This is a genomic window from Pseudomonas sp. MWU12-2029, assembly GCF_023242425.1.
In the GTDB taxonomy this organism is placed as follows: Bacteria; Pseudomonadota; Gammaproteobacteria; order Pseudomonadales; family Pseudomonadaceae; genus Aquipseudomonas; species Aquipseudomonas kribbensis.
The window spans coordinates 299,404-325,759 of record NZ_JALJDY010000005.1; the positions used below are offsets into that span (position 1 = coordinate 299,404).

Below are 26,356 nucleotides of genomic sequence, written 5' to 3' on the forward strand. Positions count from 1 at the left end.
TACTCTTGATCTGTATCTTCTAATCGCCATCCAGACCCTGATAATTGAATGACTACTTTCATCTCAAGGAATGAGCTATGTCTGTGCATTCTGTTTACTTTGCGCAATACCGGGCAATAGTGGCTGGCCGATATTTCAGATTCTGTTTAATTGCTGTAGGGCGACCTAGTAATCCCTTCTTTTTTTCTTGTGCTCATCATGTGCAAGCCATTGTAAGAATTTTCCTAGGAAAACTTCTATGTCGAGAAAAGCCTGTAAAGACGCGGGCTTGCGGCGCGCGGTTGGTGAGTTTCAATTGTTGCGAGCTTAACTGTTTCAAATAACTACAAAAACTTAAGTGTTAGCATTTCAGCGTCTATTAATTAATGAAGAGTGATTGCGTATCCGGCGTTCGTGGCTGCGCAATATAAAACCTTTGATATCGGGTGAAGTACTGATGAGCACGATCCATGACCAGGCAATGAACTATGTCTACCAGCAAGTATTGCAACGATTGCTGAGTTTCTTTTCCCGTGCCGAACGCACGGCATTGCAGCTGTTGATTCAGCGATTGGCGGTAGCCGCCGGGGGCATGGATCGTATCGGTGAATTCAAGGTGCTGGTCACGCAATCGGGCACTCGTGATTGCTGTTACAGCCTGGCCCTGTTGCGTGCTGCGCAACTGAGTATCGCCGGACGGGCTCCGGGGACCTTTCAGTTACGGGTGGCGACCCTGCGTGGTTGCGCGACACCGGCGTCGGCATTGCACAACATGCATCGCAGCTTCAGCGCCCTGTTTCTGTATGACGACCCAAGGATTGAACTGCTGATGATCGACAACCGGGAGATCCTGCCTTTCAATCATCACGAACCCCTTTCCGACGACGGGCGCGAGGCGAACCGCATCAATTTGCTGATGGTTGGCCATCGCCGCTGCTGGAGTGAGAGCCTGCAGCTTTGGGACGATGCGTACCTGGCCACGGCCGAGTTCTACGGACAGGTCGCTCGATGGAGCAATGGTGTCGATGCACTGGTCAGCAGCGACTCCGCACGCCGTCAGGCGCACTTCCTGCAGGGGCTGGATCGCGCAGCACAGAAGGCCGGCATCGGCGCACTGCCAAAGCGGACCACCGGGTTCGATGAGTTGTTCGATGTGCTGGACGGTATGGGAGGCGACTGTTACCGGGAACTCCGTGCACCTGACGATCTGCCGCCGTGGCGGCCGCTCGGCCAGTTCGAAGCCTGCCGACGCACCAGTTATGTCGGTATCGATGACATCGTGGTGGGCAAGATGGAGGAGCGGTGGCCCTTGCTCAGCGATTTTCTCGGGTTTCAGACTGACGAGCTGCTGTTCGAACCGGGTACCGGTGAGTCGACGGATCCCTTGATCGCTGCCTACCTGAGCGGTCTTCAGGCTTGCTGCATCGAGGGTCGCAATTACGAAAGTGGCGTATCCGAATACCTGCAGCGTTGCCTCGCATTGATGCGTCGCCAGGACGTACCGGAGCAAACCTGCGAGCGCTTCATGGCGACGTTCGGCACTCTGACAGATCCGGGCGAGCATCGATCGCTGGCCGCAACCGCCTTGCAAAAGAATTTCGGGCTCAATGAAGCGCAACTGGTCTGTCTGATGTTTGCGCCATTCATCGAGGGTGGCGCAGGACTCGAACGTTTTCTGCGAACCTGTCATCCAGGCATGCTGGTGGCCATGCCGGATCTCCATCGTGCGATGCAGGGGTTGCACGCCCCTGAGCAGGTTTTGCAATGGATGACCGATGTCAGCGGCTTGCCTGTGCAACTGATCAGCCGGTTGTATGCCATGGCGCCCGTCCGAGTGACTGACCAGGCGACGCAGGACCCGGACCCTGCCGACAATGGGGTTGCCGCAGGCGACCGTTCGGCGGAAGGTTGAGAGTGAGTCTCGCGCCCGATCGCCAAAGAATGCCGGACGCCCGTTCATGAATGCCTCGCGTGAAACCGATTTCGCCTATCAGGCGGTCTATCGCTATCTCACTCAGCTGATCGATGGGCCAGGCGGCGAAGGTGCGATGCGGCTGCCATCCTTGAGGCAACTGGCCGAACGGTTGAACGTGTCGATTTCGACCATCCAGTACGCCTACGCGCTGCTCGAGAAAGAAGGCCGGGTCTATTCCGTGGCCAAGTCCGGGTATTTCGCACAGCCGGCCTCCGCGGTCATGCCGCCGGGTCGAGGCAATGACTTGCTGGAAACCGTCTACGTCAACGCCAGGTGTTTCGGCATGCGCGTATTGAGCTCAGACGATCCGGCCTCGATCCAGCCGCTGGACAGCCCGTTGCTGATGCTCGAACGGGAGCTGATGCGGCAATACCCACGGCAAGCTCAGGTCCCGGCCCAGCCTTGTGGCGAGCTCGAGTTGCGCATGCTGCTGGCGGCTCGATACACCTCGTCGCCGACCCACTGCTGGCACGCCGAGGACGTCTATATCGGTGCTGATGTGAGAGGGGTGCTGGAGATCCTGATCGCCGTCCTTGAACTGCGTAACGCAACCGTGGTGGTCGAATCGCCTTGTGACTGGATGGTTTTACGCCTGCTCCAGTCTGCCGATGTGAGGGTCATCGAACTGCCGGTGCAATCGGGCGGGGAACTTGATCCACGGCAATTGAAGGTGCTGCTGGAAACCGAACCGGTTCGACTGATCCTGCTGTCTTCTGTGTTGAACATGCCCCGTGGCAGTCTGACACCTGAGGAAAATCGCGAAGCCATCGCGCAGTTGCTGAGGGAGCATGGAACCTGGGTGCTGGAAAACGACAGCTACAGCGAGCTGGGTGACGACTGTGAACGTCGACCTCTGCGGGATTTGCTGGACCCGGATCGTCTCCTGGTGTTTTCCACCTTCGAAAAGGTGATCGGCGTTGAAGCGCCTTACGGCTTTGTACTGGCTCGCCAGTGGCGCACCGACTTGCAACGGCACTTTCTGCTGCGCTCGTTTCGACTTTCGCCGATTCGCCAGAAGGCCATTGCCCGGCTGTATGCCAGTGGTCGGGTCGATCAGCATCTCCCGGTGTTGAAGCGCCTGCTCAAGGAGCGTCGTACCCGGTTGATCGAGTTGCTGCGCGAAGGGCTGGGTGATGCGCTGCACATCGATGAGCCGCAGGGCGGCGCGACGGTCTGGGTGCGCTCGTCGCGCCGAATAGTGATGGGCGCCGTGTTTCAACGCCTGCTCAAACAACACGTGTTGATCGCACCGGGCGAACTCTTCAGTGCACAAGGCATGCATGGGCAACACATGCGGCTGAGTGCGACGGCAAGCAACGGGCCTGAACTGGAAGGCGTCGTCGGTTTGATCGGCGATGCGTTACGACTGGCGCCCGATGGCTGAGCTGTTAAAAAACATCGGGGACGCACTGGATAGATCCCATCGCACTACGGTCAAACTGCCAGTAAACTCCGCTGTAATTTCCTGAACCACTCTATTTCAGAGGTTTTGCATGACACTCAGTCCTTTTGCGGGCAAACCGGCACCGGCAGAGTTGTTGGTCGACATCCCGCGACTGGTAACGGCGTATTACACCGGTCAACCCGACGCTTCGATTTCCACCCAGCGTGTGGCGTTCGGTACTTCCGGGCATCGTGGCAGCTCCTTCGACTTGAGTTTCAACGAGTGGCACGTTCTGGCCATCAGCCAGGCAATCTGCCTGTACCGCGAAGCCCAGGGCATCACCGGCCCGCTGTTTGTCGGCATCGATACTCATGCGCTGTCCACGCCGGCCGGGGCCAGTGCCCTGGAGGTGCTGGCAGCCAACGGCGTGACCGTGATGATCGCCGAAGGCGATGAATACACCCCGACGCCGGCCGTGTCTCACGCCATTCTTTGCTACAACCGTGGCCGCACCACCGGCCTGGCTGACGGCATCGTCATCACACCGTCGCACAACCCGCCACAAAGCGGTGGCTACAAATACAACCCAACCAACGGCGGCCCGGCCGACACCCACATCACCAAGTGGATCGAAGCCAAGGCCAACGAACTACTGGCCAACAAACTGGCTGGCGTTAAACGCATCGGTTACGAACAGGCGCTTAAAGCCCCGACCACGCACCGCCACGATTACGTCAACACCTACGTTGCCGACCTGATCAACGTCATCGACTTCGATGCCATCCGTGGCGCCAAACTGCGTCTGGGTGTCGATCCATTGGGCGGAGCAGGGGTGCGCTACTGGTCGGCCATCGCCGAGCACTACCGTCTGGACCTCGATGTAGTGAACAAGGAAGTCGATTCGACGTTCCGCTTCATGACCGTCGACTGGGATGGCCAGATCCGCATGGACCCATCGTCCAGCCATGCCATGCAAGGCCTGATCGGCCTCAAGGAACGCTTCGACGTCGCGTTCGCCTGCGATCCGGATCATGACCGTCACGGCATCGTGACTCCGTCCGGCGGCCTGTTGGCGCCGAACAACTACCTGGCCGTGTCGATCGACTATCTGTTCCAGAACCGTCCGCAATGGCGCGCCGATGCGGCCGTGGGTAAAACCGTGGTCAGCAGCGGTCTGATCGATCGTGTGGCCAAGCGTCTGGGCCGTCGTCTGTACGAAGTGCCGGTCGGCTTCAAGTGGTTTGCCGACGGTCTGTTCGACGGCTCGCTCGGTTTTGGCGGTGAGGAAAGTGCTGGTGCATCGTTCCTGCGCAAGGACGGTGGTGTGTGGAGTACCGACAAGGACGGTCTGATCCCGGCCCTGTTGGCCGCTGAAATGACCGCCCGCACCGGTCGCGACCCAAGCCAGGCCTATCGTGCGTTGACCGAAGAGCTGGGCGAGCCGTTCTCGGTGCGCGTCGATGCCAAGGCCAACCCTGAGCAGAAAGCCCTGCTGAGCAAGTTGTCGCCGGAGCAGGTAACCTCGACCGAACTGGCGGGCGAGAAGATCCAGAGCATTCTCAGCAAGGCACCGGGCAACGATCAGGCCATCGGCGGTCTGAAAGTGATGACCGAGAACGGCTGGTTCGCCGCGCGTCCTTCGGGCACCGAGGACATCTACAAGATCTACGCTGAAAGCTTCATCGGCGACGACCACCTCAAGCAACTGGTGGCCGAAGCGCAGACCCTGGTCGATGGTGCAATTTCCACCAAGTGATCACTGCTGAATAAAAAAGGGCGACCATGAGGTCGCCCTTTTTTTGCCTGCAATCCAGCCGGTCAGGCCAGATCCACCAACACGATTTCACTGTCTTCAATGGCCGTGACGGTCAGCACCGGCTCCTGGCTCACCGCGACACCGTCTCGAGCTTGTGCACGCAAGCCGTTGACTTCAATCACACCGGTGGCCGGCACGAGATAAGCGCGACGTCCGGCATCGAGTCGGTACTCGGCGGTTTCCCCGGCCTTGATGGTGGCCGCGACCAAACGTGCGTTGGCGCGAATCCGCAGGCTTTCATCGTCACCGTCCTTGCCGCTGGCCAGCGTCACGAAGCCTTCGCGCTCACCTTTGGGGAACGGTTTTGCGCCCCAGGATGGCGGTGCACCGGTTTCGGTCGGCAGAATCCAGATCTGGAAAATCTTGGTCGGGGTCGCTTCCAGATTGTATTCACTGTGAGCGATCCCGGTGCCGGCGCTCATCACCTGAACGTCGCCGGCTTCGGTGCGACCCTTGTTGCCCAGGTTGTCCTGGTGGGTAATCGCACCTTCACGCACGTAAGTGATGATCTCCATGTCCCGATGCGGGTGAGTGGGGAAACCGGTGCCCGGGGCGATGATGTCATCGTTCCACACCCGCAGGTTGCCCCAGCTCATGCGCTGCGGATCGTAGTACTCGGCGAACGAAAAATGGTGATGGGCATCCAGCCATCCGTGATGGGCGCCGCCCAGCGAGCTGAAGGGTCTGAGTTCAAGCATGATCTTCTCCTCAAAAGGTTCGTCATGGGGCGATTCGGCCGCAGCCACGAAGCGAGACCGGTGATTGATGGCGAGCATCATCTATCAACCAATGATCGAGAAAAAGCGTAAAAAGTGCTGCATTCCCATCGAATTGACTGATGTTATAAATCTCGAAACGCTCTCATGCAGCCTTCAGTTCATCGCCTAACTCAATGACCCGTAAGCATTTCGCTAGAACTCAACGGCAAATGCAGACACCATAGCCCTCAACAGCCTCAGCCTCTGGAGTCCGTCAGCGTGGCGCAACACACCCCCGATCTTCCTCCCGAACTTCGTCCCCTGGCCGAGATGCCGTGGTTCAAACGCCTGGCGGCGCGTTTCCTCGGGCATGGTCTGACGCAATTGCGCGCCCAGCATCGAGCCTCGTGGCTGCACGGTCAGGCCGATGGCTTTCGCAGCGGGCACACCGCCGGGTTCGACTACGGCTACAAGGAAGGCAAGGCTGAGGGGCTGGAAGAGGGCCGTCAGGTCCTGTTGATCCGCGACAGCCGCAGCACCGAGCATCGTGCGCCGGGTATCGACAATCACCTGTTCGATGACTGGCGTCTGCCACTGACTGCCGAACTGAAGAAACGCATCAAGGCTGACGTTGCCCGCTTGTTGCCAGCCCACGCCCAGCCGAGCGTGGCGCAATGGAAAATGATCTTCAGTGATACGCCGTCAACGTCGGTGGTCGCCGGGGCGGGGGCCGGCAAATCGACCACGCTGGTGTTGCGCATCCTGCTGCTGACGCACTACCTGGGCTTTGAGCTGGATTCGATGACCGTGGTGACGTTCACCCGGGAGTCGCGCAAAGACTTCATCAGCAAACTGATCGAGCTGTTTGCCCTCTGGGGGCATTCCCTGAGCCAGAAGACCGCCCGGGATCTGGTGCGCACGTTCCATTCGCGGATTCTGCCGATGGTCCGCAGCCTGCCGGGGTTCGAGCGTTTGCAGGCGTTTGAAAACCTCAGTCTGCGGCCACAGGGCGGGGACGATGACGTCGACAGTAATCCGTTCGATCTGCGGATCAACGACGCCCAGCGCCAGCAGCTCAACGCCTGCTATCACCGGCTCTACACCGAGGACGAGCGTTTCCGGCAATTGATCCAGCCACTGTCCCGGCATGCCCTGCAGCTCAAGGAGCTGGAGCGCGATCACCCGGACGTGCAAAAGCGCATGGCAGTGACCGAACTGGCGGCCAAACGTGACGAAGAACTGTGCGATGTGATCGAGGATTTATGGTTTCGCGCCGGTGCCTGGCCGATCAAGGGGGTCGAGCCGAACCGTCAGACCTTCGAGATCAACGGCGCAACCTTTCACTGTCATGGCTACATCCCGAGTCTCGATGCCTGGGTCGTTTTGGGCTTCGATCCGAGAGAAAACCCTCAAGTCTGCCGTCCCAATGCCAAGCTGACGGTCCGCGCAGAATGGGCCGTGAAGCGCACGCTGTTTCAAGCTTTCTGTCGTAAGCCATTGATCTGGATAGATAGTTACGAGTCATCAAGACGCGTTTTGGCTACGTTGGCCGGTGATGCCAGTGCGGGTCCCGGTTTCGATTACAAGGTCAAGGGAGAGCTCGCATCCGCGCCGTTGCTGGACTGCTTTGTCGCTGCCGCCGGGTTTATCGAGAACCTGGGCCTGGATGTACCGGACGCCGTTGGCCGCATGAGTTTCGCCAAGGATGATCCTGACCGGTTTTTCTTCGAGGCGCTGAGCCTGTTCTGGCGCGCAATGGAAGATCACTTGCTTGATCATAAGCCGCCGATCATGACCTACAACCGCATGTTCGCGCTGTTCAGCGAGCACTCGCCGGAAAACCTCAAGCTACTGAGCGATGAACTGCTGCGCCCCATGTCGCACCTGATGATCGACGAATTTCAGGACGTGTCACCGCAGATCGTCTCGTGGATCCGCGCCAGCCTTGCAGAGATCCGCAGCCGTGGCCCGGCGATGCACGTCGGACGCGGTGCGCAACGCTCATCCTTGCTGTGCGTGGGCGATGACTGGCAGTCGATCTACGGCTGGCGCGGCAGTTCGCCGAGCTACTTCATGGAGTTCAACAAGGAGTTTTCCTCGCCGAGCACCACGCGGGTGATGCTCAGCGACAACTACCGCAGTCATCAGCACATCATTGACGCGGCCGAGCACATCGTCCGTGCCGCGCCGGCGATTCCCGGCAAAAAAGCCAAGGCCAGCGGCGAGGAGAAGCCGTTGCAACCGGTCAATGTGCTGGAGCGCGATGATCAGGCGCTGGGCCAGCGTTTGGCAGAGCACTACAGAAACGGCGATTCGATCCTGATGCTTTATCGAAAAAGTAGCGATAAGTTATTGATAGAACAGCATATTCAGTCAGTAGTTAATGTTGATTCGAGCTTGCCGTACGAGTCACGGCGCTTGAAGCAGCTGACCTATCACAGCGCCAAAGGCTTGCAGGCCGATGCGGTGTTTCTGTTGGGCGACTGCCAGCACCTCACCAGTTCTCCCTACAAGAATCAGGTCTACCGCATGGCCGGGCTGGGCAAGGCCGGTGACAACGAGCCTTACGACACGGCGCAGAAGGACGAAATCCTGCGTCTGGCCTATGTCGGCATTACCCGGGCAGTGAGTCATTGCTATTGGTACGTCGAGCCGCAGGATGCCCAGGCGGTGAACATGCCGCGTGCGTCGGACCGGGTCGCCAAGGGCAAGCCGTTCTTCGTCGATCACCGGCCGGAAAAGAAAACCGCCTGAACCGATCGCCCATAAAAAAAGCCCGCGCGCAGCGGGCTTTTTATTTTAAATCAATAACTTAGGCGTAACTCCTAAGAGACTCCGGAGGAACAAAGGCTTCCAGTTCGTCTTCGACGGCTTCGATTATTCGTTCGACATCCGCTGCGTTCATCGCCGTGGCACAGGGAATGCCGGCAATGGCGATCAGGGTTTCGCCGCTGGCCCGATCGAACAGGCGGGCGATCATGCTGCCCGGCGCGTCCATCGTGGCTTCGAAACCCATGGGATGAAAATGCCAGCGCATCAGCTGGCAGGCATTGGGGAACGTGACCTTGCTTGACCCTTTGTTCATGTGTTGCCCGCCTTCTTCATCGAGCGCTTCCGTTTGCTCATGGTAGGTGGGAAGAGCCTTCATTGGCTCAACCGGTGACTGTCCTTAAAAGTAGCATCTGGATGTGAAAAACCTGTGAGAATTTTCAGGCCGTTTGGCGATTGCAGGGATTTTTTTGATGTAAGTCACGGCTGATGAAATCATCGACAAAGTGCCATCACGTCCGGGTTGTTGATGCCGGGCCCGAAGTTGGGCAAGCTCGGTTCTTTTGCCAAGAGTCCCTTATGCACGCCGATGATGACGGCCCGCAGCAGACCCCGGCCACGGCCGAAACGGTCATGCGCTATCACCTGTGCTGGAAACACCGGGACCTGGATGGCGTCATGGCGCTTTACCATCCGGACATTCAGTACAACGATTTTTTCCAGAATCGTGTGCTCGGCCTCGACGAACTGCGCGAGTACGTTCGCGTCAGCATGCCCCGTGAATCCGACGAAGCGCTGGAGCATTGCGACCGGATCCGCATTGACGGCAACACGGCGTTCATTCAATACGAAGTGACCCTGCGTGGCGGCAATGGCCTGGTGTCGTTCCGTTCCAGCGAAGCGATTACCGTCAAGGACGCGAAAATCTGGCGGGTCAACGAATACGCATCGCTGGTGCGCGAGCAGGGCTCCAGTAGCTCGACGCCGAGTCAGCGTCCGGCGGCGAGCCGACTGGGCCTGTCGCCACGCCAGTTGAGTTTCATGGCCGAAGACCTGCAGCAGTATTTCCAGCGTCAGCAGCCGTACCTCGATCCCGAACTGGATCTGCAGCGGGTGGCGAAGGAGTGCGGTTACAGCCGCAACCAGATTTCCTATCTGCTGAACCAGGTGCTGGGGCAGAGCTTCTACCGCTACGTGAATCAGGCGCGGCTCCAGCATTTGCTGCAATCGCTGGACAACGCCACGCCGCCGCTGCGCATCGATGAACTGGCGTTCGCCGCCGGGTTCAACTCGATTTCGGCATTTTATAGCTGTTTCCGCCAGCACACCGGCCAGTCGCCCAAGGCTTATGCCAAACAAATTTCTTTGCGGACACGCGCGCAAGACAGTCCCTGAGGTCAGCCACTAGGATCGACGCCATCGAAATCTGGATTGGCGGAGTCTTGCATGCCGGCGTGGCGCACTATCAGTTTGTGGATGGACCAACTCGACGAGCCGCTCACCGCGCGCCCGGCGCTGGAACAAGACCTTGACGTCGACGTGGCAATCATCGGCGCCGGCTACACCGGGTTATGGACCGCGTATTACCTGAAGAAGCACGCGCCAGGCCTGGACATTGCCATTGTCGAGGCGCAAACCGCCGGTTTTGGCGCATCCGGCCGCAACGGTGGCTGGTTGATGGGCAATCTGCTGGGCGAGGATCGCCTGCTGGCGGACCTGTCGCCACAACAACGCCGCGCCTCATTCGATCTGCTGCACAGCATTCCCGATGAGGTGGAAGTCGTCCTCGAGCGCGAAGGCATCGACTGCGATTACCGCAAGGGCGGGGTGCTGTACTGCGCCGCGCGCTATCCCGAACAGGAAGCCAGCCTGCGCGAGTATCTGAACAAGCTGCACGCCCAAGGCCTGACCGACGACGATTATCGCTGGCTCAATCCTGAGCAACTGGCGCAGCAGATTCGCGTCGCCAAACCCTACGGCGGCATCTACGCACCCCATGTGGCAACCATTCAGCCGGCAAAACTGGTGCGCGGCCTGGCCCGGACCGTTCAGGGCATGGGCGTGAAAATCTACGAGAACAGTCCCGTGACCCATTGGCAGTCGGGCAGTCTGCGTACCGACAAGGCCAGCGTGCGCAGTCGCTGGATCGTTCCGGCCATCGAAGGTTATTCGGTGACGCTGCCGCCGCTGGGTCGCTATCAATTGCCGGTGCAGAGTCTGATTGTCGCCACCGAACCGTTGTCGGCGGCGACCTGGGACGAAATCGGCCTCAGCCGTGGCCAAGCGTTCAGTGAGTTCAGCCGTCAAGTCACCTACGGCCAGCGCAGCGCCGACAATCGGCTGATTTTCGGCGCCCGTGGCGGCTATCAGTTCGCCGGCCAGTTGCGCCACAACTTCGATCTGACCCGGGATGAAGTGGAGCTGCGGCGTTATCTGTTCGGCGAGCTGTTCCCGCAGCTGAAAAACACCACGATCACCCACGCCTGGGGCGGCAATCTCGGCATGTCGAGGCATTTCAAGCCGCACATGCTCTCCGATCGGGCCAACGGCATTGCGCTGTCCGGCGGTTATGGCGGGGAGGGTGTCGGGGCTTCCAACCTGGGCGGCCGCACCCTGGCCGATCTGATTCTCGAGCGCGATACCGAACTGGTGCATCAGCCGTGGGTGCTGCCGGATGGCGGAATTCATGCGCTGCGGGCCTGGGAACCGGAACCGTGCCGCTGGCTCGGCTACAACGCGATCATCAAAAGCTTCGTTCACGAAGACCAGACCCTGGCCAACCCGGCAACCGCGCCCTGGCGGCGCAAGCTTGCCAGTCGGGTGGCCGGGTTCATGGAAGGTTTCATGCACTAAACGTTGTTCAATTCCAAACAGCCTTTAAGACAGGAAGCGCAATGAGCATCACCCAATTCAAGAACACCGCCACGCTGCAACTGGACGAATCCAACCCGGTGGCCGTGCCGCTCGGCACGCCGGTAGCCATTGCGTCGACCACCAGCGTCGAGCGCGACGACGGCGTCGAAACCGGCGTCTGGGAATGCACCCCGGGGCGCTGGCGGCGGCAGATCACCGCCCAGGAGTTCTGCCACTTCATTTCCGGGCGCTGCACGTTCACCCCGGACGACGGCGGCGAAACCCTGCATATACAAGGTGGCGACGCATTGATGTTGCCGGCCAACACGCTCGGCATCTGGGATATCCAGGAAACCGTGCGCAAGACCTACGTCCTGATTTTCTGACGCTTTGATCCTTTTGATTGCCTGCCAACAACAATAGCCAATACAGGAATCGATCCATGATCCGAAAGACCCTCGCTCTCGCCCCCTTGATGCTCGCCGCTTCCCTTGCTCAGGCAGCGGAAACGGTCAAGGTCTACAACTGGTCCGACTACATTGCGCCGGACACTGCGAAAAACTTCGAAAAGGCCACCGGTCTCGGCGTCACTTACGACGTCTACGACAGCAACGAAACCCTCGACGGCAAGTTGATGACCGGCAAATCCGGTTACGACGTGGTGTTTCCGTCCAACCATTTCATGGCGCGGCAGATTCAGGGCGGGGCGCTGATGAAGCTCGACAAGAGCCAGTTGCCGAACTGGAAGAACCTCAATCCGGTATTGCTCAAGGCCTTGCAGACCAATGATCCGGGCAACGAGCACGGTTTTCCGTACCTGTGGGGCAGCACCGGCATCGGTTACAACGTCGCCAAGGTCAAGGCCGTACTGGGCGATAACGCACCGGTGGATTCCTGGGACCTGATCTTCAAGCCCGAATACATGGAAAAGCTGCAGAAGTGCGGCGTGGCAATCCTCGACAACGGCCCGGAGTTGCTGCCGGCAGCGCTGAACTACCTGGGTCTGCCGCATCACAGCAAGAACCCCGAGGACTACAAGAAGGCCGAAGCGCTGCTGATGAAAGTGCGGCCGTATGTCAGCTACTTCCATTCCTCGAAGTACACCAGCGACCTGGCCAACGGCGATATCTGCGTAGCGGTCGGTTTCTCCGGCGACATCCTGCAGGCGGAAAACCGCGCCAAAGAGGCGAAAAACGGCGTCGATATCGGTTATGCGATTCCCAAGGAAGGCGCCGCGATCTGGTTTGACATGGTCGCCATGCCCGCCGACGCCCCGGATGCCAAGGCCGGTTACGCCTTCATGAACTACCTGCTGCAGCCCGACGTCATGGCCGGCATCAGCAACTACGTGCATTACGCCAATGGCAATGAACAGGCCGACAGCCTGATCGACCCGGCCATCAAGAACGACACCAAGGTGTATCCAAGCCCGGAAATGATGGGCAAATTGTTCGCGCTGGAGGCTATGCCGCTGAACATCGACCGCATTCGGACGCGCGTCTGGAACAAGATTCGTACCGGCAGCTGAAAAAACTGTCGGAGCGGGTTTTCTCCCGCTCCGTCAGAGGCATATGACGCCCGCTGCATATGTTTATTTGGTTGATGTCACTTCGCTGGCACCGCACTAATAAAGTGCAGGAAAGTGAGACGCGGCTAACAAAAAGTAACTTACCGATATTTAATATTTAAATAAGAAATCGTCAGACAATTAGGCAAACTCACCACACTTACAACATTCTTTCAGCGGCACGCGCTTTGTTTACGGGACTTTCCCGGAATAGTTCAATTTGATCTCGAAAAATCGCTAGACGACAGATTTCAAATTGTGTCAGGTTTCTTACGCCTTCATTGGGCGAGTGATAGGACAATCTCGCCAGAGGTTGTCGCTATCGGACAAAAACTGTTCCATTGCTAAACAAGGAAGTGTGTTTATGTCGAAAGTAAAAGCTAATGCTATTGATACCGCCGAACAGGCTTTCCAGCTGAACGCGGCACCTTTGGCGGCGCCAAGCTCGGCGTTCAACCAGATCAATAGCTTCAGCCATCAGTACGATCGTGGCGGCAACCTCACGGTCAATGGCAAACCCTCCTTCTCGGTGGATCAAGCCGCAACTCAACTGCTGCGTGACGGTGCCTCCTGGCACGATCTCGACGGCAGCGGCAAGATCGAACTGACCTACACCTTTCTGACCTCCAAGACTGCCAACTTCGGCGGCCTGGGTGTGACAGGTTTCAGTCAGTTCAGTGCCCTGCAAAAAGCCCAGGCGGTGCTCGCCATGCAATCCTGGGCCGATGTCGCCAACGTGACCTTTACCGAAGCCGCCAGAGGTGGCGACGGCCACATGACCTTCGGTAACTACAGCGGCGGTCAGGAAGGCGCGGCGGCATTCGCGTTCCTGCCAGGCACCGAGCCAGGCTATGACGGTCAGTCCTGGTACCTGACCGGCAGTGGATACGACGTCAACAAGAACCCGGGCGTGAACAATTACGGGCGTCAGACTTTGACCCACGAAATCGGCCATACCCTGGGCCTGTCTCACCCTGGCGACTACAACGCCGGCGAAGGCAATCCGACGTACAAGGATGCTTCCTACGGGCAAGACACCCGCGGCTACAGCCTCATGAGTTACTGGAGTGAAAGCAACACCAGCCAGAACTTCAGCAAGGGCGGTGTCGAAGCCTATGCCTCGGGCCCGCTGATGGACGATATCGCCGCGATCCAGAAGCTCTACGGCGCGAACATGTCCACCCGTACCGGTGACACCACCTACGGCTTCAACTCCAACGCCGGTCGTGATTTCCTCAGCGCGACTTCATCGTCGGACAAGCTGGTGTTCTCGGTGTGGGATGCGGGCGGCAAGGACACCTTCGACTTCTCGGGTTTCACCCAGAACCAGAAGATCAACCTCAATGAAGCCTCGTTCTCAGACGTTGGCGGCCTGGTGGGCAACGTGTCCATCGCCAAGGGCGTCACCATCGAGAACGCCATCGGCGGCTCGGGCAACGACCTGATCATCGGCAACAGCGCAGCCAACGAGCTCAAGGGCGGTGCCGGCAACGACATCATCTGGGGCGGCGGCGGTGCCGACAAGCTGTGGGGCGGCTCGGGTTCGGACACTTTCGTGTTCGCGGCCAGTTCCGATTCCAAGCCGGGTGCGATCGATCAGATCCTCGACTTTGTCAGCGGTCTGGACAAAATCGACCTGAGCGCGATCACCAATGGTTCAGGCCTGCACTTCGTCAGCGCCTTCACTGGTGCGGCGGGCGATGCCATCCTGACCTCCTCGGGCGGCAACAGCCTGCTGTCGGTGGACTTCTCCGGGCACGGCGTGGCGGACTTCCAGGTCAGCACCGTTGGCCAGGCGGCGATCAGCGACATCGTAGCGTGATGTAAAAAAGAAAGCGGCGCGTGATGCGCCGCTTTCTTTACTTGCATCGCTTTGGCCGGTAAGCAAGGCTACACGCCGGAGTGAAATTTCCTATGATCCAATTCGCTTTTACCCGCAAAGCGGCAGCGTATCTGTTGCCGGTGCTGATGATGATTTCTGGAGAAACAACCATGGCAAGCAGCCTCAGGCTCGAAGATCCATCGGTATTTGCCGGGCAGTGGCAAGCGACACTGACCGCTCGCAGCGACGCTCCCGAAGCGCAGGCGCTGCAAGACAAACCGTCGAACACCTGCCAGATCGACCTCGAATCCAACCAGACCCTGGGCAAGGGCGCCGATTGCTTGAGCGCGTGGCTGCAGGACAGCGCCATCGGCTGGTTTCCCGACCCGGACGGTCTTTCGATCACTGGCAAGGAAGGCTCAAGAATCCAGTTTTTCAGCCGACAACGTGATGGGCTTTATCTGAGCACTTTGAAGTCAGGCCTGGTGATTACACTCGAGCGAGCTGCCAAACAGCCCTGATCACCGGGAGCGACTCACAGTTTAAATATAAGGCGCCCCGTTACAGTTATAAGCGAGTCCGCAATAACGCCAACGCCGGATTTAGTCGCGAAAGTTGTTATTGAAGTGTAAGCAAATACTGGCGGTGTATGTCCCGTCTTCGGTGCGGGCAATTAATTGAAGTCTCGCCAAGTACGGCGGGGAATATCATTTCAGGAATAATCAATGAAGATGGCGAAGGCTCCGGCCACCGCTCCCTTATTCAAGGCGTTGGGTGACTATAAAAGTATTCTGATCAGCGTCGGATGCTTTACCGCACTGATTAACGTGCTGATGCTGGTGCCCTCCATTTACATGCTCCAGGTCTATGACCGAGTGCTGTCTTCGCAAAACGAAACCACGCTGGCGATGCTGTCGTTGATGGTCGTGGGGTTCTTCGCGTTCATCGGCCTGCTGGAGGTGGTGCGCAGCTTCATCGTGATCCGCATCGGCAGCCAGCTGGAGCGCCGTTTCAATCTGCGGGTCTATCAAGCCGCGTTCGAACGCAACCTGTTCAAGGGCGAGGGCAACGCCGGCCAGTCGCTGGGCGACCTGACCCATATCCGCCAGTTCGTCACCGGACCTGCGCTGTTCGCGTTCTTCGATGCACCGTGGTTCCCGGTCTATCTGTTCGTGATTTACCTGTTCAACGTCTGGCTCGGCGTCCTTGCCACGGCCGGCGCGCTGTTGCTGATCGCGCTGGCGTGCCTCAACGAATACATGACCAAGAAACCACTGGGCGAAGCCGCCGGTTTCTCGCAGAAGTCCAGCCAGTTGGCCACCAGCCACCTGCACAACGCCGAAACCATTCAGGCGATGGGCATGCTTGGCTCGCTGCGCAAGCGCTGGTTCCAGGTGCATTCACGCTTTCTCGGCCTGCAGAACCAGGCCAGTGACACCGGTGCGGTGATCAGCTCGCTGAGCAAGACCTTGCGCTTGTGCCTGCAATCGCTGGTGCTGGGTCTGGGTGCCTTGCTGGTGATCAAGGGCGACATGACCGCCGGGATGATGATCGCCGGTTCGATCCTGATGGGCCGCGTGCTCAGCCCGATCGATCAGTTGATTGCGGTGTGGAAGCAGTGGAGCGGGGCGAAACTGGCCTACCGCCGACTCGATTCCCTGCTGCAGTCGTTCCCGCCAAGCGACGACGCCATGGCATTGCCGGCGCCGAAAGGCCAGATCACGTTCGAACAGGTCAGTGCCGGCCCACCAGGGCAACGTGCCGCGACCTTGCACATGATCAATTTCAATCTGGCCGCCGGTGAAGTGCTGGGCGTGCTCGGGGCCTCGGGCTCCGGCAAGTCGACCCTGGCGCGGGTACTGGTCGGCGTGTGGCCGACCCTCGGCGGCACGGTGCGTCTGGACGGTGCCGACATCCATCGCTGGAACCGCGACGAGCTCGGTCCGTACATCGGCTACCTGCCGCAGGATATCGAACTGTTCAGCGGCACCATCGCCGAGAACATCGCGCGCTTCAGCGAGACCGATCCGCAGAAAGTCGTGGCCGCCGCGCAACAGGCCGGGGTTCACGAAATGATCCTGCGCATGCCGCAAGGCTACGACACGCAACTGGGCGAGGACGGCAGCGGTCTGTCCGGCGGCCAGAAACAGCGTGTGGCGCTGGCGCGTGCAATTTACGGCACACCTAGCCTGGTGGTGCTGGATGAGCCGAACTCCAACCTCGACACCGTCGGCGAAGCGGCATTGTCCAGCGCCATCGTGCAACTCAAGGCCCAAGGCACCACGGTGGTGCTGGTGACGCATCGTTCTTCGGTGCTGGCCCAGGCCGACAAGCTGCTGGTGCTCAACGATGGCCGACTGCAAGCCTTCGGCCCGAGCCATGACGTGCTCAAGGCACTGTCCGGCAACCCGCAGCAACAGCCGCAACAACAAACTGAAAAAACCGCGCAGGCACCGGGCGGGCTCAGCATGAGCCGGCAGTACCAGCCCACCACAAGGAATTCGGGTGTATGAGCAGCGCGAGCATGAACACAGAAAACGAAGCAACGATGGAACACGCGTACATCACCGAACGCCCTGAGCGCGACGCGAAGTTCTTCGCTCGCATGGGCTGGATTCTGGCGCTGGCCGGCGCTGGCAGTTTCTTTGCCTGGGCCGCACTGGCGCCGCTGGATCAAGGGATTCCGGTGCAAGGCACGGTGGTGGTTTCCGGCAAACGCAAAGCCGTGCAGTCGATGAGCAGCGGCGTGGTCAGCCGGATCCTGGTGCGCGAAGGCGAGATCGTGAAGCAGGGCCAGCCCTTGTTCCGCCTCGACCAGACGCAGGTCGCCGCCGACGTGCAATCGCTGCAGGCCCAGTACCGCATGGCCTGGGCCAGCCTGGCGCGCTGGCAGGCCGAGCGTGACAACCTCAAGCAGGTGACGTTTCCGCCAGAGTTGAGCGATAACGCGGACCCGCGCCTGGCGCTGGTACTGGAAGGCCAGCGCCAGCTGTTCAGCAGCCGTCGTGAAGCGTTCTCCCGCGAGCAGGCTGCATTGCGCGCCAGCATCGAGGGCGCCACTTCGCAACTGGCCGGCATGCGCCGCGCCCGTACCGATCTCAACGCTCAGGCTGACTCCCTGCAACAGCAGTTGAGTAACCTGCAACCGCTGGCAGACAACGGCTACATCCCGCGCAACCGCTTGATGGAATACCAGCGTCAGCTGTCGCAAGTGCAGCAGCAACTGGCCGAGAACACCGGCGAAAGCGGCCGGGTGGAGCAGGGCATTCTCGAGTCGCGCCTGAAACTGCAACAGCACGGTGAGGAATACCAGAAAGAAGTCCGCAGCCAACTGGCCGACGCGCAACTGAAAAGCGTCACCCTGTCCGAGCAACTGACTTCCGCCGGTTTTGACCTGCAACACAGCGAGATTCTTGCGACCTCGGACGGCATCGCCGTCAATCTCGGCGTGCACACCGAAGGCGCCGTGGTGCGTCAGGGCGAAACCCTGCTGGAGATCGTTCCGCAAGGCACGCGCCTGGAAGTGGAAGGGCACCTGCCGATCAACCTGATCGACAAGGTCGGCACGCACCTGCCGGTGGACATCCTCTTCACCGCGTTCAACCAGAGCAAGACCCCGCGCGTTCCCGGCGAAGTCAGCCTGATTTCCGCCGACCAGATGGTCGATGAGAAAACCGGTGCGCCGTATTACGTGTTGCGCAGCAGCGTCAGCGATCAGGCCATGGAGAAGCTCAACGGCCTGGTGATCAAGCCCGGCATGCCGGCGGAAATGTTCGTGCGCACGGGCGAACGTTCACTCCTCAACTACCTGTTCAAACCGCTGCTCGACCGGGCCGGCTCCGCATTGACTGAAGAATAAGGATGTTCGGCTGTATGAATAAGCTTTCCATGCTGGCGGCAGCGTTCGCGCTGCTCGCGGGCAACAGTGCGGTGGCGGCCATGGGGCCGTTCGAGATTTACGAACAGGCGTTGCGCAATGACCCGGTGTTCCTCGGCGCGATCAAGGAACGCGATGCAGGCCTTGAAAACCGGGCCATTGGCCGCGCCGGGTTGTTGCCGAAACTGGGTTACAACTACAACAAGGGCCATAACACGTCGAAGGCCACGTCCCTCGACTCCCGGGCAAGGAACAACACTGAAGAGCGTAACTACAACAGTTACGGCTCGACCCTGACCCTGCAGCAGCCGTTGCTCGACTACGAAGCCTACGCGGCCTATCGCAAAGGCGTGGCGCAGTCGCTGTTTGCCGACGAAAACTTTCGCGGCAAGAGTCAGGAGCTACTGGTACGGGTCCTGGACAACTACACCAAGGCCTTGTTCGCTCAGGATCAGATCGACATCGCCCAGGCCAAGAAAAAGGCCTACGAGCAGCAGTTCCAGCAGAACGAACACATGTTCAAGCAGGGCGAAGGCACGCGAACCGACATTCTCGAAGCCGAGTCGCGTTATGAACTGGCGACGGCCGAGGAAATCGAAGCGCGCAACGAGCAGGATGCCGCGTTGCGTGAATTGGGGGCACTGATCGGTGAGCAAGCGGTGAACATCACCGATCTGGCGCCACTGGATCAGAACTTCCAGACCTTCGCCCTGATGCCGGCCAACTATGACACCTGGCACGAACTGGCGATCAGCAACAACCCGAACCTGGCGTCCCAGCGTCAGGCCGTGGAAGTGGCCCGTTATGAAGTGGAGCGCAACCGCGCCGGGCATCTGCCGAAAGTCAGCGCCTACGCGGCAATGCGTCAGAACGAGTCGGAAAGCGGCAACACCTACAACCAGCGCTACGAAACCAACACCATCGGCTTCGAAGTCAACGTGCCGCTGTACGCCGGTGGCGGGGTATCGGCATCGACCCGTCAGGCCAGCCGTAACATGGAGCAGGCGGAATACGAACTGGACGGCAAGACCCGCGAAACCCTGATCGAGTTGCGGCGCCAGTTCAGTGCCTGCCTGTCCGGCGTCAACAAACTGCGCGCTTATCAAAAGGCCCTGACCTCGGCCGAAGCCCTGGTGGTCTCGACCAAGCAAAGCATTCTCGGCGGTGAACGGACCAATCTGGACGCGCTGAACGCCGAACAACAACTGTTTACCACCCGCCGCGATCTGGCCCAGGCACGCTATGACTACCTCATGGCCTGGACCAAGCTGCATTACTACGCGGGCACCTTGAGCGAGCAGGATCTGGCTCGGGTGGATGAAGCATTCGGGCAAGGCCCACGGACGCAATAACACCGTAGTTTTTACACCAAACAACAAAAACGAGTGGTGAACATGGACGTACGCTTCAAGCCGGCATCGGTCGGCACCCTGTTGCTCGCAATTTCTGTCAGCCAGGCTCAGGCGCAATACCTCGAATCCGGCAAACCCGGCGATCCAGCCAGTTGGCGCTCCGCCGAATTCCTGCGGGACTGGGGACTGGACCGGATGCAGGCCGATCAGGCCTACGCCGCCGGCATCACCGGCAAGGGTGTGAAGATCGGCGCGCTGGATTCCGGTTTCGACGCCGCCCATCCCGAGTTCGCCAGCGACCGTTATCACCCGGTGTCGGCCAGCGGCAGCTATATGGATGGTTCGCTGTTCACGGTCAACGGCACGCTCAACCCGAACAACGACTCCCACGGCACTCACGTGGTCGGCACCATGGGCGCTTCCCGCGATGGCACCGGCATGCATGGTGTGGCGTTCAACGCGCAGATCTACGTCGGCAACACCAACAAGAACGACAGCTTCCTGTTCGGCCCCAATCCCGACCCGCGCTATTTCAAAGCGGCGTACGACGCCCTGGCCGCTGCTGGCGTGCGCGCCATCAACAACAGTTGGGGCAGCCAGCCGCCGGATGTCAGCTATCGAACCCTGGCGGACCTGCACGCGGCTTACGCCCAGCACTGGAACAAGGGCACCTGGCTCGATGCCGCCGCCGATGTTTCGCGCCGCGGCGTGATCAACGTGTTCAGCGCCGGCAACAGCGGCTACCCCAACGCCAGCGTACGCTCGGCGCTGCCGTACTTTCAGCCGGATCTGGAAGGCCACTGGCTGGCTGTGTCGGGGCTGGATCAAAGCAATCAGCAGAAGTACAACCAGTGCGGCATCGCCAAATACTGGTGCATCACCACGCCGGGGGCGAAGATCGACAGCACCGTGCCCGACGGTGGCTACGGGATCAAGTCCGGCACCTCGATGGCCGCGCCCCATGCCACCGGCGCCCTGGCGCTGGTGATGGAGCGTTACCCGTACATGAACAACCAGCAGGCGCTGGAAGTGCTGCTGACTACCGCCACCCAACTCGACGGCTCCGTGACCGATGCGCCGACCGGGGTGGTCGGCTGGGGCGTGGCCAACCTGAAGCGGGCGATGGGCGGGCCGGGACAGTTGCTCGGTGCGTTCGACGCAAATCTGGCCACCGGGCAACGCGATGTGTGGAGCAACGACATCTCCGACAAGGCACTGATCCAGCGCCAGAGCGAAGACCTCGCCGAACACAGCGTCTGGCAGCAAACCCTGCATGACAAGGGCTGGCAGAACGGCGTTCCGGTCGGTGCCAGCCAACAGGACCAGACGGATTACGCCGTCGGCACGGCCCGTGAGGCCGCGGCTGCCAACCGGGTGTATCAGGGCAGCCTGATCAAGTCCGGGGCCGGGCATTTGATCCTGACCGGTGACAGCACCTATCGCGGCCCGACCACGGTCAATGGCGGCCTGCTGAGCGTCAACGGCTCGCTGACGTCGGCGGTCACGGTCAATGACGGTGGCACCCTCGGCGGTTCCGGGCGGATCGGCGCACTGACCGCCAACAGCGGCGGTCGTGTGGCACCGGGCAACTCCATCGGCACCTTGAATGTGGCCGGCGACGTGACCTTCGCACCGGGCTCGACCTACGCGGTGGAGCTGTCCCCGACGGCCAGCGACCGCATCGTCGCCGGCGGCACGGCGTCCATCAGCGGTGCCACCGTCAGCCTGTCACTGGAAAATAGTCCGACCTTGCTCAGCACTGCCGAAGCGAAAAGCCTGCTTGGTCATCAGTACGACATTCTGCAAGCAGCCGGGGGTATTCAGGGTCAGTTCGGCACGGTGGTGCCCGACTACCTGTTCATCGGTGGCAGCCTCGCGTCCACCGGCAACGGGATCACGCTGAGTGTCGAGCGTAACGCGACGTCTTTTGCCAGTGTCGGCCAGACGCCGAACCAGCGGGCCGTGGCCAGCGCCGTCGAAGGCATGGGCGCCGGCAATTCCGTGTACGAAAGCCTGTTGTTGTCCGCCACTGCCAGTGATGCACAGCAAGCCTTCCAGCAACTGAGCGGGGAAATCTACCCGGCCCTCGGTTCGGTGCTGATCAACGACAGCCGTCAGTTGCGCGACGCCATCGGCGAACGCCTGCACGACGCGAACAGCGCGCAAGGCAACGGCTGGGTCAAGGCCCTCGGCGCCTGGGGCACAACCGACTCGCGACACGACACTGCCGGCTACAGCACCTCGATTGGCGGCCTGCTGGCCGGTGTCGACGGTGCGCTGGACGAGCAGACCCGCATCGGTCTGGTCACCGGTTACAGCGACAGTTCGTTGAGCATGGGTTCCGGCACGCACGCTTCGGCCAAGGTCGACAGCTACCACCTCGGTGCCTATGCCGGGCATGACATCGGTGCCTGGCGTCTGAGCACCGGCGCGGCCTACAGCTGGCATCGCGCCGACGTGAAACGGGACCTGCAATACGGCGACGTCAGCGCCAAACAGAAAGCCAAAGTCGATGCCGCCACCACTCAGGTGTTTGGCGAGGCAGCCTATCGGCTGAACGTGCAAACGCTGGCTCTGGAGCCGTTCGCCAATCTGGCCTACGTGCATCTGGACAGCGACGGTTTCACCGAGAAGGGCGATGCTGCCGCGCTGAAAAGCAATGGCGACCAGCGTGACGCGGTGCTCAGTACCCTCGGCGTCAGGGCGATCAAGACGATCAACCTGTCGGGCTCGCAGAAACTCGATGTCAGCGGCCATCTCGGCTGGCAGCACAGCCTGACCGACATCGAATCCGAACAACATTTGCGCTTCGCCAGCGGCAGCGCGCCGTACAGCGTCGAAAGTTCGCCGCTGGTGCGAGACGCCGCGCTGGTGGGGGTACAGGCCAGCCTGGCCCTGAGCCGCGACGTGCGGGTGAACCTGGATTACAACGGACAACTGGCCAGCCGCGAGAAGAGTCACGGCGTCGGCCTGAGCCTGAACTGGCAGTTCTGACTCATCAAGAGATGATCGTTCCCACGCTCCCGCGTGGGAATGCAGCCCGTGACGCTCTGCGTCACTGGACGCGGAGCGTCCCTAGAGGCATTCCCACGCAGAGCGTGGGAACGATCAATTCAATAGACGGATTTTGTGCAACATCACTAAGGAAGGTCGCTGGATGAAAAACAACAACACCCCCGCGCAATCGGGTGGATGCTTTTGCCTGAAAACCCTCAACTGCGCCTTGCTCTGCGCCATGGCCACCTGGGGCAGCGCACACGCCGCGCCCTACGTGGAAAACGGTCGGGCAGGGGACCCGGCCAGTTGGCGCAGTGCCGAGTTCAAGGCGGACTGGGGCCTTGGCGCGATCGGCGCGGATTATGCCTACGCCGCCGGTTACACCGGCAAAAACGTGAAACTTGGGATCTTCGACCAGCCGGTATACGCGGCGCACCCGGAGTTTTCCGGGCCGAACAAAGTGATCACATTGGTCACCAGCGGTATCCGCGAATACACCGACCCGTACATCCCGGTCAAAGCCGGGGATGCCTTCCTCTATGACGGTTCACCCTCGGTAGGCTCCAACGGCAAACTCGGCGCTCACGGCACCCACGTCGGCGGTATCGCGGCGGGGAGCCGTGATGGCGGGCCGATGCATGGCGTGGCGTTCGGAGCGCAGATCATCAGTGCCGACAACGGCGACCCGGGCCCGGAAGACGGCATCGTCCGTGGCAACGACGGCGCGGTGTACAAGGCCGGCTGGGATGCCCTGATCGCCAGCGGCGCGCGAATCATCAACAACAGCTGGGGCATCGGCATCACTGACCGTTTCGACCTCGGCGGTCGCGACCCGGCGTACCCGCACTTCACCGTCAACGACGCGCAATTGCAGTTCAACGAGATCCGCACGCTGCTCGGCACCAAACCCGGCGGCGCCTATGACGGTGCAATCGCCGCCGCGCGCAGCGGGATCGTGACGATTTTCGCTGCCGGCAACGACTACAACCTGAACAACCCGGACGCCATCGCCGGCCTCGGTTACTTCGTGCCGGAAATCGCGCCGAACTGGATGACCGTCTCCGCGCTGCAGAAGAACCCGGATCAGACCAGCGCCAACCCGTACATCATGAGTACCTTTTCCTCGCGCTGCGGTTACACCGCGAGCTTCTGCGTCTCGGCGCCGGGTACGCAGATCTACAGTTCGATCATCGGCGGCACCAACGCCGATAACCTGACCACCGGCTACGCCAACTACAACGGCACCTCAATGGCCGCTCCGCACGCGGCCGGCGCCGTGGCGGTGCTGATGGAGCGTTTCCCGTACATGACCGGTGCCCAGGTTGCCAGCGTGTTGCGCACCACGGCCACCGACCTTGGCGCTCCGGGCATTGACGCCCTGTACGGCTGGGGCATGATCAACCTGCGCAAGGGCATCGACGGCCCGGCGATGTTCGTCACCGAGCAGGACATTCCGGCCGAGTTCCGCATCGAAGGCGCCTACGGCTCCAGCCAGTTCGTGGCGGATCTGCCGGGGATCGGCGCGATCATCGACGCCGGCAAGCCCACCCAGCGGGTATGCACCGACATCACCTGCGGGCTCGACACCTGGCGCAACGACATTTCCGGCCATGGCGGCCTGACCAAACAGGGCATCGGCACTCTGGTGATGACCGGTGCCAACACCTATACCGGCCCGACCCTGGTGAACGGTGGCCGTCTGGCGATCAATGGCTCCCTGCAATCGGCGGTCACCGTCAACGACGGCGGTATTCTCGGCGGTAACGGGCGCATCGCCGCACTGACCGCGAAAAGCGGCGGTATCGTGGCGCCGGGTAACTCCATCGGGACGCTGAACGTGGCCGGCGACGTGACCTTCGAACCGGGCTCGACCTATGCCGTGGAAGTCTCGCCCACCAGCAGCGACCGTGTGGTCGCTGGCGGCACCGCAATCATTGACGGCGCAACGGTCGCCCTGACCCTGGAAAACAGCCCGACGCTGTTGACCACGACTGAAGTGAAATCGCTGCTGGGCAGCCAGTTCAACATTCTGCAGGCGGCGGGCGGCATTCAGGGGCGCTTTGGTCAGGTCTTGCCCAACTACGCGTTCCTCGGCGGCACTCTCGATTACTCCTCGGGCGGTGTTCAACTGAATGTCGGGCGCAACGGTGCTTCGTTCGCCAGCGTCGGCCTGACCCCGAACCAGCGCGCCGTCGGTGCGGCCGCCGAGCGTCTGGGGGCGGGCAATGCGTTGTTCGAAACCCTGTTGCTGTCGCCGACTGCCGCCGTTGCGCAGGACGCGTTCCAGCAACTGTCCGGCGAGATTCACCCGGCCATCGGCACGCTGCTGATCAACGACAGTCGTTACCTGCGTGATGCGGTGGGCGAGCGTCTGCGCGAACGGGATCTGTTCGATGCCGGTGCGCCGACCGATGACCGCAGCAACGCCTGGTTCAAGGTGCTCGGTGCCTGGGGCAAGACCGATGGCGGCCATGAAAATGCCAATTCCAATAGCTCCATTGGCGGGCTGTTGCTCGGTGTCGATGGCTTGATTACTGAAGATACTCGCTTGGGTTTCGTTACCGGTTATAGCGACAGTTCTTTGAACATGGGCAGCGGCACGCACTCGTCGGCATCGATTGACAGCTATCACCTGGGTACATACCTGGGGCACCAGATCGATGCCCTGCGCCTGACCGCCGGCGCGGCTTACAGCTGGCATCGCATCGACGTCAAACGTGACCTGCAATTCGCCGGTGTCAGCGGCAAGCAGAAAACCAAACGCGATGCGACCACCGCACAACTGTTCACAGAAGCCGCCTACGATCTCGGTCTGCAGCCGATGAACCTGGAGCCGTTCGCCAATCTGGCTTACGTGCACCTGAACAGCGACAGCTTCACCGAAAAGGGTGATGCCGCCGCACTGAAGGGCGGTGAGGACAACCGCGACGCCGTGCTGTCGACCCTCGGCGTTCGCGCCAAGCGCACGTTTGCCCTGTCGGACAAACATCAACTGGAACTGGGTGCGACACTGGGCTGGCAGCACAACCTGAGCAGCGTGGATTCCGACAGCCACTTGGCCTTCGTCAATGGCAACAGCGCGTTCAACGTGCAAAGTGTGTCGATGGATCGAGATGCAGCGGTGGTCGGCGTGCGTGCCGGTCTGGCGCTGAATCGCGATGTCCGGGTCAACCTGGACTACAACGGACTGATCGGTTCGAACGAGAAGGACCACGGTGTGGGCCTGACGCTGGACTGGCAGTTCTAAGGTGTAGCGGCAGTTCTGCA

At 60.5% G+C, this 26,356-nt stretch carries 17 protein-coding genes; 15 read left to right on the forward strand and 2 right to left on the reverse strand.

Features of this window, described 5'->3' with window-relative positions:
* The first annotated feature begins 436 nt into the window (after window positions 1-436).
* The 3 genes from M5B44_RS14715 to pgm all read left to right on the forward strand — a co-directional run bounded on the left by M5B44_RS14715 (window position 437) and on the right by pgm (window position 5,094).
* Window positions 437-1,891 carry a hypothetical protein gene (locus tag M5B44_RS14715; RefSeq protein ID WP_248739638.1) on the forward strand — a complete coding sequence of 485 codons (1,455 nt, stop codon included), beginning with the start codon at window positions 437-439 and terminating at the stop codon, window positions 1,889-1,891.
* A gap of 46 nt (window positions 1,892-1,937) precedes the next feature.
* Entirely contained in the window at window positions 1,938-3,338 is a 1,401-nt protein-coding gene (locus M5B44_RS14720) for a PLP-dependent aminotransferase family protein (RefSeq protein WP_248739639.1), read from the forward strand.
* Between the two features lie 109 nt (window positions 3,339-3,447).
* Complete coding sequence (pgm, locus tag M5B44_RS14725; protein WP_085709807.1) at window positions 3,448-5,094, forward strand: phosphoglucomutase (alpha-D-glucose-1,6-bisphosphate-dependent); 1,647 nt, start codon at window positions 3,448-3,450, stop codon at window positions 5,092-5,094.
* Window positions 5,095-5,156: 62 nt separating this feature from the next.
* Here the strand turns inward: pgm and M5B44_RS14730 are convergent, their stop codons facing one another.
* Window positions 5,157-5,852, reverse strand: coding sequence for a pirin family protein (locus tag M5B44_RS14730; RefSeq protein ID WP_134826788.1), 696 nt, complete (start codon window positions 5,850-5,852; stop codon window positions 5,157-5,159).
* Between the two features lie 279 nt (window positions 5,853-6,131).
* Between M5B44_RS14730 and M5B44_RS14735 the strand changes: the two genes are divergently transcribed.
* Window positions 6,132-8,606 (forward strand): UvrD-helicase domain-containing protein, encoded by a 2,475-nt coding sequence (locus tag M5B44_RS14735; protein ID WP_248739640.1) that lies wholly within the window; start codon window positions 6,132-6,134, stop codon window positions 8,604-8,606.
* A 58-nt stretch (window positions 8,607-8,664) separates the two neighbouring features.
* Here M5B44_RS14735 and M5B44_RS14740 read toward each other — a convergent pair whose 3' ends face one another.
* Window positions 8,665-8,937: a DUF1652 domain-containing protein gene (locus M5B44_RS14740; RefSeq protein ID WP_248739641.1), complete on the reverse strand. Its 273-nt coding sequence runs from the start codon at window positions 8,935-8,937 to the stop codon at window positions 8,665-8,667.
* A 263-nt stretch (window positions 8,938-9,200) separates the two neighbouring features.
* Between M5B44_RS14740 and M5B44_RS14745 the strand changes: the two genes are divergently transcribed.
* The 11 genes from M5B44_RS14745 (at window position 9,201) to M5B44_RS14795 (ending at window position 26,336) form a co-directional block, all read left to right on the forward strand.
* Window positions 9,201-10,016: a helix-turn-helix domain-containing protein gene (locus tag M5B44_RS14745; protein WP_085709809.1), complete on the forward strand. Its 816-nt coding sequence runs from the start codon at window positions 9,201-9,203 to the stop codon at window positions 10,014-10,016.
* Between the two features lie 51 nt (window positions 10,017-10,067).
* A complete protein-coding gene (locus M5B44_RS14750) occupies window positions 10,068-11,474 on the forward strand; it encodes an NAD(P)/FAD-dependent oxidoreductase (RefSeq protein ID WP_248739642.1) in 1,407 nt (468 codons plus the stop codon).
* Window positions 11,475-11,515: 41 nt separating this feature from the next.
* Window positions 11,516-11,860, forward strand: coding sequence for a cupin domain-containing protein (locus M5B44_RS14755; RefSeq protein ID WP_064596520.1), 345 nt, complete (start codon window positions 11,516-11,518; stop codon window positions 11,858-11,860).
* A 56-nt stretch (window positions 11,861-11,916) separates the two neighbouring features.
* A complete protein-coding gene (locus M5B44_RS14760; RefSeq protein ID WP_114882904.1) occupies window positions 11,917-13,002 on the forward strand; it encodes a polyamine ABC transporter substrate-binding protein in 1,086 nt (361 codons plus the stop codon).
* A gap of 403 nt (window positions 13,003-13,405) precedes the next feature.
* Complete coding sequence (locus M5B44_RS14765) at window positions 13,406-14,863, forward strand: serralysin family metalloprotease (RefSeq protein ID WP_134826791.1); 1,458 nt, start codon at window positions 13,406-13,408, stop codon at window positions 14,861-14,863.
* A gap of 92 nt (window positions 14,864-14,955) precedes the next feature.
* On the forward strand, window positions 14,956-15,384 hold the full coding sequence (locus M5B44_RS14770) for an AprI/Inh family metalloprotease inhibitor (RefSeq protein WP_248739643.1): 429 nt from the start codon (window positions 14,956-14,958) through the stop codon (window positions 15,382-15,384).
* A 204-nt stretch (window positions 15,385-15,588) separates the two neighbouring features.
* Window positions 15,589-17,376 (forward strand): type I secretion system permease/ATPase, encoded by a 1,788-nt coding sequence (locus M5B44_RS14775; RefSeq protein WP_248739644.1) that lies wholly within the window; start codon window positions 15,589-15,591, stop codon window positions 17,374-17,376.
* The gene (locus tag M5B44_RS14780) at window positions 17,373-18,722 is read left to right on the forward strand and encodes an HlyD family type I secretion periplasmic adaptor subunit (RefSeq protein WP_248739645.1); all 1,350 of its coding nucleotides are present in this window, start codon (window positions 17,373-17,375) and stop codon (window positions 18,720-18,722) included. Before M5B44_RS14775 ends, M5B44_RS14780 begins: the two co-directional genes overlap by 4 nt.
* A gap of 2 nt (window positions 18,723-18,724) precedes the next feature.
* Window positions 18,725-20,092 carry a TolC family outer membrane protein gene (locus M5B44_RS14785; protein WP_248739646.1) on the forward strand — a complete coding sequence of 456 codons (1,368 nt, stop codon included), beginning with the start codon at window positions 18,725-18,727 and terminating at the stop codon, window positions 20,090-20,092.
* Between the two features lie 42 nt (window positions 20,093-20,134).
* A complete protein-coding gene (locus tag M5B44_RS14790; protein ID WP_248739647.1) occupies window positions 20,135-23,086 on the forward strand; it encodes an autotransporter serine protease in 2,952 nt (983 codons plus the stop codon).
* Window positions 23,087-23,249: 163 nt separating this feature from the next.
* Window positions 23,250-26,336, forward strand: a complete 3,087-nt coding sequence (locus M5B44_RS14795; RefSeq protein ID WP_248739648.1) for an autotransporter domain-containing protein — start codon at window positions 23,250-23,252, stop codon at window positions 26,334-26,336.
* The last annotated feature ends 20 nt before the right edge of the window (window positions 26,337-26,356 follow it).

Bases quoted from the DNA above. Each gene is read 5' to 3' on its own strand.
- M5B44_RS14715 (WP_248739638.1), top strand. From the start codon at position 437: ATGAGCACGATCCATGACCAGGCAATGAACTATGTCTACCAGCAAGTA.
- M5B44_RS14720 (WP_248739639.1), top strand. From the start codon at position 1,938: ATGAATGCCTCGCGTGAAACCGATTTCGCCTATCAGGCGGTCTATCGC.
- pgm (WP_085709807.1), top strand. From the start codon at position 3,448: ATGACACTCAGTCCTTTTGCGGGCAAACCGGCACCGGCAGAGTTGTTG.
- M5B44_RS14730 (WP_134826788.1), bottom strand. From the start codon at position 5,852: ATGCTTGAACTCAGACCCTTCAGCTCGCTGGGCGGCGCCCATCACGGA.
- M5B44_RS14740 (WP_248739641.1), bottom strand. From the start codon at position 8,937: ATGAACAAAGGGTCAAGCAAGGTCACGTTCCCCAATGCCTGCCAGCTG.
- M5B44_RS14745 (WP_085709809.1), top strand. From the start codon at position 9,201: ATGCACGCCGATGATGACGGCCCGCAGCAGACCCCGGCCACGGCCGAA.
- M5B44_RS14750 (WP_248739642.1), top strand. From the start codon at position 10,068: ATGCCGGCGTGGCGCACTATCAGTTTGTGGATGGACCAACTCGACGAG.
- M5B44_RS14755 (WP_064596520.1), top strand. From the start codon at position 11,516: ATGAGCATCACCCAATTCAAGAACACCGCCACGCTGCAACTGGACGAA.
- M5B44_RS14760 (WP_114882904.1), top strand. From the start codon at position 11,917: ATGATCCGAAAGACCCTCGCTCTCGCCCCCTTGATGCTCGCCGCTTCC.
- M5B44_RS14765 (WP_134826791.1), top strand. From the start codon at position 13,406: ATGTCGAAAGTAAAAGCTAATGCTATTGATACCGCCGAACAGGCTTTC.
- M5B44_RS14770 (WP_248739643.1), top strand. From the start codon at position 14,956: ATGATCCAATTCGCTTTTACCCGCAAAGCGGCAGCGTATCTGTTGCCG.
- M5B44_RS14775 (WP_248739644.1), top strand. From the start codon at position 15,589: ATGAAGATGGCGAAGGCTCCGGCCACCGCTCCCTTATTCAAGGCGTTG.
- M5B44_RS14780 (WP_248739645.1), top strand. From the start codon at position 17,373: ATGAGCAGCGCGAGCATGAACACAGAAAACGAAGCAACGATGGAACAC.
- M5B44_RS14785 (WP_248739646.1), top strand. From the start codon at position 18,725: ATGTTCGGCTGTATGAATAAGCTTTCCATGCTGGCGGCAGCGTTCGCG.
- M5B44_RS14790 (WP_248739647.1), top strand. From the start codon at position 20,135: ATGGACGTACGCTTCAAGCCGGCATCGGTCGGCACCCTGTTGCTCGCA.
- M5B44_RS14795 (WP_248739648.1), top strand. From the start codon at position 23,250: ATGAAAAACAACAACACCCCCGCGCAATCGGGTGGATGCTTTTGCCTG.